The sequence below is a fragment of the Pseudomonas sp. PP3 genome (assembly GCF_905336995.1).
Classification (GTDB): Bacteria; Pseudomonadota; Gammaproteobacteria; order Pseudomonadales; family Pseudomonadaceae; genus Aquipseudomonas; species Aquipseudomonas reinekei.
This window is the reverse complement of the sequence record NZ_HG995459.1, coordinates 499,609-511,968: the sequence shown is the minus strand read 5'-3', so window position 1 is coordinate 511,968 and position 12,360 is coordinate 499,609. Positions and strand designations below refer to the sequence as shown.

General features: G+C 59.2%; 12 protein-coding genes. 9 read left to right on the top strand and 3 right to left on the bottom strand.

Going from position 1 to position 12,360, the window contains the following annotated elements; genetic code table 11:
- Positions 1-44 precede the first annotated feature (44 nt).
- Complete coding sequence (locus KHO07_RS02300; protein ID WP_150736353.1) at positions 45-485, bottom strand: response regulator; 441 nt, start codon at positions 483-485, stop codon at positions 45-47.
- 260 nt (positions 486-745) lie between these two features.
- On the opposite strand from KHO07_RS02300, the gene KHO07_RS02295 reads away from it, so the two are divergent.
- The 8 genes from KHO07_RS02295 (at position 746) to KHO07_RS02260 (ending at position 9,911) form a co-directional block, all read left to right on the top strand.
- Entirely contained in the window at positions 746-2,680 is a 1,935-nt protein-coding gene (locus tag KHO07_RS02295) for a putative nucleotidyltransferase substrate binding domain-containing protein (RefSeq protein ID WP_150736354.1), read from the top strand.
- Complete coding sequence (locus KHO07_RS02290) at positions 2,677-3,384, top strand: 3'-5' exonuclease (RefSeq protein WP_150736355.1); 708 nt, start codon at positions 2,677-2,679, stop codon at positions 3,382-3,384. The genes KHO07_RS02295 and KHO07_RS02290 overlap by 4 nt, the downstream gene beginning before the upstream one ends.
- A gap of 194 nt (positions 3,385-3,578) precedes the next feature.
- Entirely contained in the window at positions 3,579-4,097 is a 519-nt protein-coding gene (locus KHO07_RS02285; RefSeq protein ID WP_150736356.1) for an RNA polymerase sigma factor, read from the top strand.
- Positions 4,094-5,068, top strand: coding sequence for a FecR family protein (locus tag KHO07_RS02280; RefSeq protein ID WP_212626377.1), 975 nt, complete (start codon positions 4,094-4,096; stop codon positions 5,066-5,068). Before KHO07_RS02285 ends, KHO07_RS02280 begins: the two co-directional genes overlap by 4 nt.
- Before the next feature lie 247 nt (positions 5,069-5,315).
- Positions 5,316-7,751, top strand: coding sequence for a TonB-dependent siderophore receptor (locus KHO07_RS02275; RefSeq protein ID WP_150736358.1), 2,436 nt, complete (start codon positions 5,316-5,318; stop codon positions 7,749-7,751).
- A 71-nt stretch (positions 7,752-7,822) separates the two neighbouring features.
- On the top strand, positions 7,823-8,953 hold the full coding sequence (locus KHO07_RS02270) for a PepSY-associated TM helix domain-containing protein (RefSeq protein ID WP_212626376.1): 1,131 nt from the start codon (positions 7,823-7,825) through the stop codon (positions 8,951-8,953).
- Positions 8,950-9,132 carry a hypothetical protein gene (locus tag KHO07_RS02265; protein WP_212626375.1) on the top strand — a complete coding sequence of 61 codons (183 nt, stop codon included), beginning with the start codon at positions 8,950-8,952 and terminating at the stop codon, positions 9,130-9,132. The genes KHO07_RS02270 and KHO07_RS02265 overlap by 4 nt, the downstream gene beginning before the upstream one ends.
- 149 nt (positions 9,133-9,281) lie before the next feature.
- Positions 9,282-9,911 carry a glutathione S-transferase family protein gene (locus tag KHO07_RS02260; protein WP_150736364.1) on the top strand — a complete coding sequence of 210 codons (630 nt, stop codon included), beginning with the start codon at positions 9,282-9,284 and terminating at the stop codon, positions 9,909-9,911.
- Positions 9,912-10,037: 126 nt separating this feature from the next.
- On the opposite strand, the gene KHO07_RS02255 is transcribed toward KHO07_RS02260, so the two are convergent.
- A complete protein-coding gene (locus KHO07_RS02255; protein ID WP_150736361.1) occupies positions 10,038-10,544 on the bottom strand; it encodes an ATP-dependent zinc protease in 507 nt (168 codons plus the stop codon).
- Between the two features lie 165 nt (positions 10,545-10,709).
- Between KHO07_RS02255 and KHO07_RS02250 the strand changes: the two genes are divergently transcribed.
- Positions 10,710-11,597, top strand: a complete 888-nt coding sequence (locus KHO07_RS02250) for an acyltransferase (protein ID WP_150736362.1) — start codon at positions 10,710-10,712, stop codon at positions 11,595-11,597.
- On the opposite strand, the gene KHO07_RS02245 is transcribed toward KHO07_RS02250, so the two are convergent.
- Complete coding sequence (locus KHO07_RS02245; RefSeq protein ID WP_212626374.1) at positions 11,598-12,155, bottom strand: DUF2780 domain-containing protein; 558 nt, start codon at positions 12,153-12,155, stop codon at positions 11,598-11,600.
- Positions 12,156-12,360: the final 205 nt, after the last annotated feature.

Sequence of the window (12,360 nt, the reverse complement as noted above, 5' to 3'; positions counted from 1 at the left end):
TATCAGGCAAAACGTGTCATCGTTCATCGCCAGCAAGCCGGCTCCTACAGTCCCAACTCATGCTTGACCAACTCCAGCAATTTTTTGCTATCGATCGGCTTGAGCAGAAAATCCACCACGCTCAAATGCATCGCGGCAATGGCGTCTTTTACGTCGGCATCGCCGGAGACGATGATGATCGGCATCGCCGCCCGCACCGATTCACGCACCTGGCGGACCAGATCCAGGCCATCGACATTTCCCATCCGCAGATCGGTAATGACCAAACCAATCGAAGGTTTCTCGTCCAGCATCTTCAGTGCGGTTTCGCCACTGGCCGCTGTCATGCAACGAATTCCGTCCAACCCCAGGATCTCTGACAGCAGCTCCCGGGCATCTTTGTCGTCATCGACGATCAACACCCGTTGCGGCGGCAAGTCAGGTTCCAGCATGACTGCACTCAGCGCTTCGCGCTCGGCGTCACTCAAAATATCGTGGTCGGACATGGCGTTCTCTACATGTTCAATTCAATTCCCTAGCACAGTGGTGAGACATCGCTAAGCAGACCTCCAATGTGCACTTCGTCGGATATTTTTCCAATAGGCAAAAAGAGAGGTTTTTCTCACGTTTACGTAGGTGTTTTCTGACAATGCATCACGTTTCTGGCCTACCTAGACTTACGTCCAATGGGCACCCCGGTCGCGGGGGCCGACCATGGTCGAGTCACCCGACAACAACAACTCCAAAAAAGACTGCGGTAATGGTTATGAGTAAAGCGGACGCCTTCACACAGGCAGGGAAAACCGCGGTGTTGCAGAACATCCAGGGCACTTTGCAATTTCTTCAGCGATTCCCGCCTTTCAATCAGATGGAACACGCTCACCTGGCGTACCTGGTTGAACAATGTCAGCTGCGTTTTTATGCCCCCGGCGAAAGCATCATCAAGCCCGCCGACGGCCCGGTTGAACACTTCTACATCGTCAAACAAGGGCGGGTCGTGGGCGAGCGTCCCCACTCGGCCAAGGGCGGTAACGAAACCACTTTCGAGATCACCACCGGCGAGTGTTTTCCCCTCGCCGCGCTGCTGGGTGAACGTGCGACGCGTACTGAACACCTGGCGGCCGAAGACACCTTTTGCCTACAGCTGAACAAGCTCGCCTTCATCAAACTCTTCGCCATTTCCGGCACCTTCCGCGACTTTGCCCTACGTGGCGTGAGCAGCCTGCTGGATCAGGTCAATCAGCAAGTCCAGCAGAAAGCCGTGGAAACCCTCGGTACGCAGTATTCGCTCAATACCCGTTTGGGCGAATTGGCCATGCGTCATCCGGTCATGTGCGGTCCTTCAACGCCCCTGCGCGAGGCGGTGACCCTGATGCACGAGCAACAAGTGGGCAGCATCGTGGTGGTCGATGAACAGCAAGCACCGCTGGGGATTTTCACCCTGCGCGACTTACGGCACGTGGTGGCCAATGCCGCCGGCGATTTTGCTGAAGCCATCGAACGCCACATGACGCCCTCGCCGTTTTACCTGACACCGGACCACAGCGCGTTCGACGCCGCGATCGCCATGACCGAGCGGCATATCGCCCACGTTTGCCTGGTCAAGGACCAGCGCCTGTGTGGCGTAGTGTCCGAGCGCGATCTGTTTTCACTTCAACGGGTTGACCTGGTCCACCTGGCGCGGACCATCCGCAATGCTCCGCGCGTGGAAAACCTGGTGGCGATCCGCGGCGAGATCGGTCAGTTGGTCGAACGCATGCTGGCCCACGGCGCGTCCTCGACCCAAATCACCCACATCATCACCCTGCTCAACGATCACACCGTGTGCCGGGTGATTGAACTGACCCTCGCCGAGAAAGGCGACCCGGGTGTTGCGTTCAGCTGGCTGTGTTTCGGCAGCGAAGGTCGTCGTGAGCAAACGCTGCACACCGATCAGGACAACGGCATTCTGTTTGAAGCCCGCGACGCGGCCCACGCTGCCGAGATCCGCGGCAAGTTGCTACCCATCGCCCATCAGATCAACCAAAGTCTGGCGTTGTGCGGTTTCACCCTGTGCAAGGGCAACATCATGGCCGGCAACCCGGAACTGTGTTTGTCCCGGGTCGAATGGGCACGTCGTTTTGCCGCGTTTATCCGCGAGGCCACGCCGGAGAACCTGCTGGGGTCGAGCATCTATTTCGACCTGCGCGTGGTCTGGGGCAACGAACAAGGTTGTGAGCAGTTGCGTCGCGGGATCCTCGACCAGGTCGCCGACAATCGTTTGTTCCAGCGCATGCTGGCCGAAAACGCATTACGCAATCGCCCGCCTGTGGGGCGTTTCCGCGAGTTTGTGCTGGCGCGCAAAAATGGCGAGAAAGCCACGCTGGACTTGAAGATTCAGGGCCTGACGCCCTTCGTCGACGGGGCACGATTGCTCGCCCTGGCCCACGGCATCGAAACCAACAACACCCTGGAGCGGTTTCGCCAACTGGTGGACAAAGAAATCATCGAACCGCTGGACGGCGCGGCGTACGAAGAGGCCTATCACTTCATTCAGCAAACCCGCATGCAGCAACATCAGCTGCAGACCCGGGAAAATCTGCCTTACTCCAACCGCGTCGATCCGGACAGCCTGAATCATCTGGATCGGCGAATCCTGCGTGAATCCTTGCGCCAGGCGCAACGTCTGCAAAGCAGCCTGTCCCTGCGGTATCAACTATGAGTCTGTTTTCATGGCTGCGCCCGGCCGGCCCGAGTCTGAGCGCAGAACTGCAACAACGCCTGCAACGCTTGCCCGCGACAGCCGGATTGAGTGAGTGCAGCCTGCGCGAACAGCGCTGGGTGGTGCTCGACCTGGAAACCACCGGGCTGAACCTTAACAAGGATCGGGTGCTGTCCATCGGCGCGGTCGTGATCGAAGACGGCGCGATTGACTTCAGCCAGCAGTTCGAACGCACCCTGCAATGCGCCGAAGTCAAACTCGGGCCCAGCGTGCTGATTCATGGCATCGGCCCCAGCGCGATTGCTGCCGGCAGCGATCCGGCCCAGGCGCTGCTCGATTTCATGGAGTTCGTCGGCGACAGTCCGTTGCTGGCTTTCCACGCGCCCTTCGATCAGCACATGCTCGGACGCGCACTGAAAGAGCATCTGGGCTACAAGTTGCAGCACAGCTTTATGGACGTCGCGGACATTGCCCCGCTGGTCTGTCCACAAGCGCAGATTCGCGAGGCCGGGCTGGACGAGTGGATCGACTGGTTCAAGCTGGAAGTGTTCGAGCGCCATAACGCCAGTGCCGATGCCTTGGCCACGGCGGAACTGGCGTTGATCCTGTTCAGCCGTGCACGCCAGCAACAGATTCATAGCCCGTTGAATTTGCAGCAGCGGCTGAATCAGTGGAAACGTCGCCAGCAAACCCCTTCGTTTTAATCTTCGGCGTCTGTCCCGACCCCATCGCGGGCAAGCTCGCTCCCACAGGGATTTCAGTGCTCCTGTGGGAGCGAGCTTGACCGCGATGAACGATGACGCGGTCACCCGACCAGCGCCAATTGCGCACCACCTTCGCCTCTGACACAATCGCGAACTATTCTCGTTAGTTAACACTTCCCAAACGGTGATGCTGCGTGTCGTCAGTCCCAAGCCCTCAAAGTGAGCTCGTCGGTGCGCTATATCGCGACCATCGCGGTTGGCTGTTGGCCTGGCTTCGTCGCAGCGTCGCCTGCCCGCAACGGGCCGAAGACCTCAGCCAGGACACCTTCGTACGCTTGCTCGGCCGTGAGGAGCTGAAAGCGCCGCGCGAACCACGGGCGTTTCTGGTGGCGATTGCCAAGGGCCTGTTGTTCGACTATTTCCGCCGCGCCGCGCTGGAACAGGCTTACCTCACCGAACTGATGCTGATTCCCGAAGCCGAGCAACCGTCGGTGGAAGAACAGCAAATGATCCTCGAAGACCTGAAGACTATCGATCGCCTGCTCGGCAAGCTGTCGAGCAAGGCCCGGGCGGCGTTTCTCTACAACCGACTCGATGGCCTGGGCCATGCGGAAATCGCCGAACGCCTCGGTGTGTCGGTGCCACGCGTGCGCCAATATCTGGCCCAGGGCGTTCGTCAGTGCTACATCGCGCTGTACGGTGAGCCGACATGAGCCCGCTCAGTTCCAGACCGGTCTCGGCGCAGGTGCTCGATGCCGCCATTGCCTGGCAACTGTCGCTCGATTCCGGCAACCCGGTGGAGCGCGAAGAGTTCGCCAAGTGGCACGCCGCCCACGAAGAACACGCCCGGGCCTGGCGCCAGCTGGGCATGCTCGACCAACGTTTCAGCGTCGCCAGCGGCCCGGCCCGCACGGCCCTGCTGCAATCGCGCGAAAGTATTCGCCGCCGGGTACGCAAGCTCGGCAGTGGCCTGGCCAGTGTCGTGGCGGTGATCGGTTTGGCGCTGTTTGCCGGGGAGCGTTACCTGCCGCTCGACTACTGGCTGGCCGACCAACGCACCGCGACCGGCGAACAGCGCAGCATTCGACTGGCCGACGGCACGCTGATCAACCTCAGCACCCACAGTGCCGTGGACGTGCGCTTCGATGCGAAGCAGCGACGGGTGATCCTCCAGGAAGGGGAAATCCTCGTTGAAACCGGCCATGGCGATGCCCGGCCCTTTATCGTCGAAACCCGCGAAGGCAGCATGCGCGCGCTGGGCACGCGGTTCCTGGTCAAGCGTGAAGAAGAAGGCACGCGCCTGAGCGTCTTGCAATCGGCGGTGGCGGTTCATCCGCAATCGAGCACCGACGAACAAATCCTGCGCGAAGGCCAGCAAATGCTGATCCGCAGCGACAGCCTGGGGCCGATGACTGCGCTCAACCTCGGCGCGGATGCCTGGACCCGCGGCATGCTGGTGGTGGACAACGTGCGACTGGAAGATCTGGTGCACGAACTCGGGCGCTATCGCCGTGGGTACGTGGGCGTGGCGCCGCAAGTGGCGGACCTGCGGATCACCGGCAGCTTCCCCCTGCACGACACTGATCAAGCGCTGAACACGCTGCTACCGACACTGCCGGTGCAGATTGAACAGCACACGCAATGGTGGGTGACGGTGGCGGCCAAGCGTGATGCCAAGCCTTGAGTAAAGGTGGATCCCTGTGGCGAGGGCGCTTGCTCCCGCTCGACTGCGCAGCCGTCGCAGAATCATCGAACACGGTCTGTCTGGAAAATACGCGGGCCGCTTCGCGCCCCAGCGGGAGCAAGCTCCCTCGCCACACGTATGCAGACCGATTTACTGAATAGAAATTATTTTCATCCAGCCCTATCACTTTTTGATTTTCGTTCGGCACCTAGGCAATTGAGAAGTATTCCCTTTCAGGAGCCGCTGTATGTCCCGTTCGCTAGACACCTTGTTGCGCCCCAGTTTGCTGGCGGTTGCCATCGCCCTTTGCACCCCTTTGGCCAGCAGCCAACTGGTCGCCGCTGAACAGGCATCCAGCGTTCGCGCTTACAACCTCCCGGCTGCGCCATTGGCCAGCACCTTGAACCAGATCGCCAGCCAGGCAGGCCTCGCGCTGTCGCTGAACCCATCGTTGGCTGCGGGCAAGACTTCGGCCCCGGTCAACGGCCAGTTCGATGCCGCCAGCGCTTTGCGTGAAGCGTTGCGGGGGACTGGGTTGCAACTGGAACAAAGCGCTACCGGCAGCTACACCTTGGTGGCGGTGCCTGAAGGCGCCATGGCTTTGCCAGCAACCAGCGTGATCGGCGTGGAAGACACGGAAAACGCCTGGGGACCAGTGCAGGGTTATCTGGCAAAACGTACGGCAGCCGGTACTAAAACCGACACCGCACTGGCCGAGATACCACGCTCGATTTCTGTTGCCACCCGTGAGCAAATGCAGGACCGCGCCGTACAGAATCTGGATGACGCCGTTCGTTACATGCCCGGTGTCGTAGCGAGCAGCTACGGCAGCGATAGCCGCGCCGAGTGGTTGAAGGTCCGTGGATTTGAACCTACCCAGTTCCTCGATGGCTTGCCGCTGCCAAAGGGCACTTACGCCATGCCGAAGATGGAAACCTGGGACCTTGAACGAGTAGCCCTGCTGCGTGGACCTGCGTCCTCGGTGTACGGCCAGACGCCTCCAGGTGGTCTGATCGATATGGTCAGCCGTCGTCCTGATGCACTTGCCAGCAACGAAGTGCAATTGCAGGTCGGGAGTTATGAGCGCAAGCAAATCAGCTTCGACAGCACCGGTCCGGTCGATGACGAAGGGCGTTTTCTATATCGTGTCAGCGGTGTGGTACGCGATAGCAACACCACTATCGATCACATCGACGACAAGCGTTACAACATCGCTCCCAGCCTGACCTGGAACATCGATCCGGATACCACGCTGACTTTCCTCAGCCAGTACAACCGCGACGATACTGGCATCACCAGCCAATTCCTTCCGTTGCAAGGCACCAAACTGGCCACGCCTGCGGGTAAGGTTAAGTTCCATGAGAATCTCGGGGATCCGGACTGGGAATTCTACGACAAGACCTATTACGCTCTGGGCTATGCGTTTGAACACCGGATGAACGATGTTTGGCAGTTCCGCCAAAACCTGCGTTACACCAAGAGCGATTTGTCCTTCCAGGGCATTACTGCAGGCGGCTTCTTTGGTTCGGTTAGCGACGACGGCACACTATCCCGTGGCGCGAACGTGGTGAATGAAGACATCAGCCAGTTTGCCGTGGATAACAATTTCCAAGCCGATTTTGACACCGGCGCAATCAAGCACACTCTGCTGTTGGGGCTGGACCATCAGCGCGTCAACACCAATTACAAATGGCTGTTTGGCAGTGCGCCGACGAGCAACATCATTACCCCGATCTACGGTCAGGATTTCAGCAACGTCAGCTACACGGCGTTCAATGACTACAACCAGAAGACCCATGACACAGGCCTATATGTCCAGGACCAAATGGCCCTCGATAACTGGCGCGTGACTTTGGGCGGTCGTCAGGACTGGCTGCACACTGACTCGACTTTCTACAACATGAACAACGCCAAAGATACTCGCGACGACACCGCCTTCACCGGCAACGCGGCCCTTAGTTATGTGTTCGATTCCGGCTTCACGCCTTACGTTTCCTATGCCGAATCGTTCCAGGCAGAAGCGGGTGGCGCAAATGGCGAGGCATACAAGCCAGGTACTGGCAAACAATATGAAGTGGGTATCAAGTACCAACCGCCGGGCACCAGCATGCTGTTCTCCGCCGCAGCGTATGACCTGACCCGCAAGGACATCGTACTCAGCGACACCCTGGGTGTGTCTCGTCCGCTGGGTGAAGCCAAGGTACGGGGCTTCGAACTGGAAGCGACCGGTGACGTCAACGAGAACTTGAAGCTGACCGCCGCGTACACCTATGCCAACAGCAAGATGACAAAAGTCACCGATCCGCTGGACAAGAACCGCCCTCTGCCACTGACTCCGGAGAATCAGGCCTCTGCCTGGGCTGATTACACATGGCACACCGGTGTTCTGGATGGTTTCGGTATCGGGTTCGGCGTGCGCTATATCGGCGAAACCGACAACATCGCCATTGGCAGCATGGGCTTTGTCCGCGACCCATCGGATGGGCATAGCAGTTCGTATACCGTTTATGACGCAGCCGTCCATTACGATTTGGGACGTCTGAACAATGTGCTCAAAGGCGTCAGTGTCAGCGTGAATGCCAATAACGTATTCGATAAGGAATACATTTCAACTTGTGACGGCTTCTACTGCTATTACGGCGACCGTCGCAACGTAATGGCCAGCCTCGATTACAAGTGGTAACCGCTTGACCTGACATGCCAACGACCTGGCCGTCCTTTGTGGGCGGCTTTGGTTTTTCTGAAGGCTATGAAATGAAAAGTAAAACTATCCGCCGCTGGTCCTTTGTCCACACCTGGTCCAGCCTGATCTGCACCGTATTCCTGCTGTTGCTGGCATTGACCGGCCTGCCCTTGATCTTCCACCACGAGATCGACCATCTGCTGGGCGATGCCGCGGAACTCAAGGTCATGCCGGCGGACACTCCGCAGCTGAATTTGCAGCAGTTGGTGCAGGCCGCTGAAAAGCATCGTCCGGGCGAGGTCATGCAGTACTTCGGCTTTGAAGAAGACGAGCCCAATGCCGCCATCGCAATCATGGCTGCCACGGCCGGCACCGAGCCGAACTCGTCCCACACCTTCATGCTCGATGCCCGTACCGGCGAAGCGCTGGAGATGCCGTCGGCCAATGGCGGCTTCATGATGGTCATGTTGCGCCTGCACGTGGACATGTTTGCCGGACTGCCGGGCAAGTTGTTGCTGGCGTTCATGGGGTTGCTGTTCGTCGTCGCGATCGTGTCGGGCACCGTGCTGTACCTGCCGTTCATGCGTCGCTTGAAGTTCGCCACCGTACGCCAGGACAAATCCACGCGACTGCGCTGGCTCGACCTGCACAACCTGATCGGCGTGGTGACATTGACCTGGGCATTGGTGGTCGGCGTGACAGGTGTGATCAGCGCCTGTGCCGACCTGCTGATCGCCGCGTGGCGCAACGACAGCCTGAGCGCGATGGTCGCGCCATACCGCGATGCACCGCCGCTGACGCACCTCGCGCCGGCCACTCGATTGCTCGACATTGCCAAAGAGGCTGCGCCGGGCATGCAGCCCGACTTCATCGCTTTCCCCGGCACGCGGTTTTCCAGCGAGCACCATTACGCGGTGTTCATGAAAGGCAGCACGCATTTGACCTCGCATCTGCTGACGCCGGTATTGATCGATGCCAGCACCCTGAAAGTCACTGCTGTGGCCGAACGTCCGTGGTACATGGACGCCATGGGCATGTCGCAGCCGCTGCACTTCGGTGACTACGGCGGCATGCCGATGCAAATTCTCTGGGCGACCCTGGATGTGCTGACCATCATCGTCCTCGGCAGCGGTGTCTACCTGTGGGTGGTGCGGCGCAAGGCTGCCAAACCCGTGCTGGAAAAAGCGGAGAGCGTGGCATGAAGCCTCGACAGTCGAGTTTCTGGAAGGTATTTGCCACGCCCACGGTCATTGCTCTCTTCAGCGCGGGGGGATTGTTTGCCGCGTTGCTGGGGGATGGAGTCTGGGACTCGCTGAGCTGGCTTGGCCTCGGCATCCCGGCCTTCCTCGGCCTGCGCGGCCTCCTGCAACGCCGCTTCTGAAGCGGGGCAGACACTACAACCTGCCAGATAAAATGCAGTCCCTGTGGGAGCGAGCCTGCTCGCTCCCACAGGGGGTCCAGGCCATGACATTTGAGCTCACGGCTCAACACGCTATGCTGCCCGTCACCGCCACCGATCGAGACGTTGCCATGTCCACCCCGAGCATGACCCTGTACCACAACTCGCTTTCGCCCTTTGTTCGTAAAGTCATGGTGCTGCTGCACGAAACCGGTCAACAGGACCGTGTGGCCCTGCAGAACTGCGTGCTCACTCCGGTGGACCCGGACCTGACGCTGATCGACGACAACCCCCTGAGCAAAATCCCCGCCCTGCGCCTGGCCGATGGCAACATCATCCACGACAGCCGGGTGATCCTCGATTACCTCGACCACCAGCACGTCGGCAACCCACTGATCCCTCGCGAAGGCTCGGCCCGCTGGCGGCGCCTGACGCTCGCTTCGCTAGCCGACGGGATCATGGATGCCGCCGTACTCGTACGCTACGAAGTCGTCCTGCGCGCACCGGAAAAACACTGGGATGAATACCTCGACGCCCAACGCGACAAAATCCGCCGCGCCCTGGCGTTGCTGGAAAAAGACGCGATCGCCGAGCTGACCTGCCATTTTGATGTGGCGGCGATCAGCGTGGCGTGTGCCTTGGGCTACGTGGACTTACGTCATCCGGATCTGGACTGGCGCAGCGCAAATCCACAATTGGCCGCCTGGTATTTCGAGGTGAGTCAGCGGCCATCAATGATTGCAACGATGCCGAAGGTCTAGAGCTTCACCGGATTTCGGATCAGGAAAACGGGGGCCGATATTTGATTCAACTCTAAAATCGAACAAGCGTTACCGCTGTGCCAAGGAAAGGGATGATTGGGTCAAACATCCAAGATACGGGATTCGCTAGCAATCCGGCTTGTCCGCCGTATACCGTCGAGCCGGGTTCACCGCCGCGCCAAACTCACGCAACGCCTTGGCACCAATCAACAACGGATAATTAAAGCTACTACGGTCAGTCAGGTTGACCTCGACCGTGCGCTTGACGTTGCCCAGGCACAGTTCCAGATCGACCACCGGGCGCTTGCTGGGTGCGATTTTTTCGTCATCATCTTCGTCCTCTTCGGAACGGGTCTTGATCTTGCTGATCCGCGCCACTTTGTGCTCGTAGACCTTGTTGCTCGCATCCTTGGTGGCGAGGCGGAAACGCACCCAGTCTTCGCCATCGCGGGTGAAGGTTTCGATGTCTTTGGCCGACAGCGACGCAGTCAGGGCACCGGTGTCCATTTTGGCCTTGAGCACTTCACCGCCGATTTCCGGCAGCGCAATGTATTCATAACGCCCGTACAGGGTCGGCTCGGCGGCCATGACCGGCAGGGCGATGAGAGCAATCAGTGCAAGTAGGGATTTCACGTAGTGGGCTTCCATGAGAAGTGAACAGCGGGATTTTAGACCTTTGTTCGCATGATCGTTCCCACAAGGTTAGCGGTCCAAAGGTAAACCATTCGTTGTCACCGATTTGGCCTGCCGCCCGAAGCTGCTTATCATGGCGCGCCCAAACGCTTTCAAGAGTTGCCTATGCGCCGCCTGCTCACCGGCTGTTTCGTTACCCTGTTGCTGTTGCTCAACACCCTGGTCCTGATCGGGCCTTTGATGGTGTTTGCCTTGCTCAAACTGGTCCTGTCCGGTCGCTTTCGCGATTACGCGTCAAATGCGGTGATGTGGATCGCCGAAACCTGGTCCGAAATCGACAAGCTGATCTTCCGCCTGTGCATCCCCACCCAATGGGACATTCGCGGTGGCGACGATCTGCGTCGCGACACGTCGTATCTGGTGATCAGCAACCATCAATCCTGGGTCGATATCCCGGCGCTGATCCAGACGCTGAACCGACGCACGCCGTTCTTCAAATTCTTCCTCAAGAAAGAACTGATCTGGGTGCCCTTCCTCGGCCTGGCCTGGTGGGCGCTGGATTACCCGTTCATGAAGCGCTACACCAAGGCCTTCCTGGCGAAGCATCCGGAACTGGCCGGCAAGGATCTGGAAATCACCCGACAAGCCTGCGAGCTGTTCAAGCGCCAGCCGGTGACCGTGGTCAATTATCTGGAAGGCACGCGTTTTACTGCGGCCAAAAGCACTCAGCAGCAATCACCGTTCACCCATTTGCTCAAGCCAAAGGCAGGGGGCGTGGCGTTCGTGCTGGCGGCGATGGGTGAACAGCTGGATGCGATTCTCGATGTGACGGTGGTGTATCCGCAGCAAAAGATTCCAGGCTTCTGGGACTTGATCAGCGGCAACGTGCCGAGGGTCATCATCGACATCAAGACCCGCGAACTCGACCCGGCGCTGTGGCGAGGCGATTACGAAAACGATCCGCAGTTTCGTGAAACAGTCCAGAACTGGGTCAACCAGCTCTGGACCGAGAAAGACCAACGCATCGACGCGCTGCGCGCGGAAAACCGTTGATCAGCTACCGGTGACGCCTGTCCCCCAAATGCCGCCCAGGCTTTGCAGCAGCGAACCCGCGACGCCTTGTTGACCGAGGTATTGCAGGATCACCGGGGCAAACTGGCCGATCATGCCGGTGTCCATGCCCAAGGCGCTGAAGGCGGTGTTCAAGTCATTGGTGTCCTTGACGTTGCCCAAGGCGTTATCCAGTCCGGCAGCCTTGCCGCTGGAGCCGAGCAACGCGGCAAGGGCACCCAGCTCACCGCCGCCCGACAGCTTGTCGATGCCCGGCACGCTTTTGGCCAGTTCCGAATAGTCGGTCGAACTCAACTGATTCTTCGCCAACCCCAACATTGCTCCGGTGCCGCCGACGGCTTGTTGCGGGGTAATGTTCAATTGGCTGAGCGCACCTAACAGATCCGCCGTTTCCGGAGTAGGCGCCGCGTCAGTCGCCGCGTTTTCACCTTTCATCCCCGCAATGGCATTGGCTGCATCGCCCAGGCTGAATTGTGCGAAGACCGGGCTGGCTGCCAGGGTCATGAGTGATGCCAATGCAAAACCGCGTGAAATCTTCATCCCGACATCCTCTTGCGTCATGAAAACGCCCGGCTGACGGGCGCAAAGCTGCCGATTTGACCGGGAAAGCGTGAGCGTGTTCCTCAGGTCAGCGTGCATTTCCCAGCCGCTCGTCACTAAGCGGTTCTGATGCCGACGACCTATCAGATCTGCTAGTAGGCAGCCTTGGTCGATTGAGCCACAGTAAAACCCTGGATCGTTGAAT

Excerpts from the sequence above, each read along its gene's own strand:
- KHO07_RS02245 (WP_212626374.1), bottom strand. The coding sequence starts at position 12,155 with ATGAAGATTTCACGCGGTTTTGCATTGGCATCACTCATGACCCTGGCA.
- KHO07_RS02280 (WP_212626377.1), top strand. The coding sequence starts at position 4,094 with ATGAGCCCGCTCAGTTCCAGACCGGTCTCGGCGCAGGTGCTCGATGCC.
- KHO07_RS02295 (WP_150736354.1), top strand. The coding sequence starts at position 746 with ATGAGTAAAGCGGACGCCTTCACACAGGCAGGGAAAACCGCGGTGTTG.
- KHO07_RS02270 (WP_212626376.1), top strand. The coding sequence starts at position 7,823 with ATGAAAAGTAAAACTATCCGCCGCTGGTCCTTTGTCCACACCTGGTCC.
- KHO07_RS02275 (WP_150736358.1), top strand. The coding sequence starts at position 5,316 with ATGTCCCGTTCGCTAGACACCTTGTTGCGCCCCAGTTTGCTGGCGGTT.
- KHO07_RS02260 (WP_150736364.1), top strand. The coding sequence starts at position 9,282 with ATGTCCACCCCGAGCATGACCCTGTACCACAACTCGCTTTCGCCCTTT.
- KHO07_RS02290 (WP_150736355.1), top strand. The coding sequence starts at position 2,677 with ATGAGTCTGTTTTCATGGCTGCGCCCGGCCGGCCCGAGTCTGAGCGCA.
- KHO07_RS02250 (WP_150736362.1), top strand. The coding sequence starts at position 10,710 with ATGCGCCGCCTGCTCACCGGCTGTTTCGTTACCCTGTTGCTGTTGCTC.
- KHO07_RS02265 (WP_212626375.1), top strand. The coding sequence starts at position 8,950 with ATGAAGCCTCGACAGTCGAGTTTCTGGAAGGTATTTGCCACGCCCACG.
- KHO07_RS02300 (WP_150736353.1), bottom strand. The coding sequence starts at position 485 with ATGTCCGACCACGATATTTTGAGTGACGCCGAGCGCGAAGCGCTGAGT.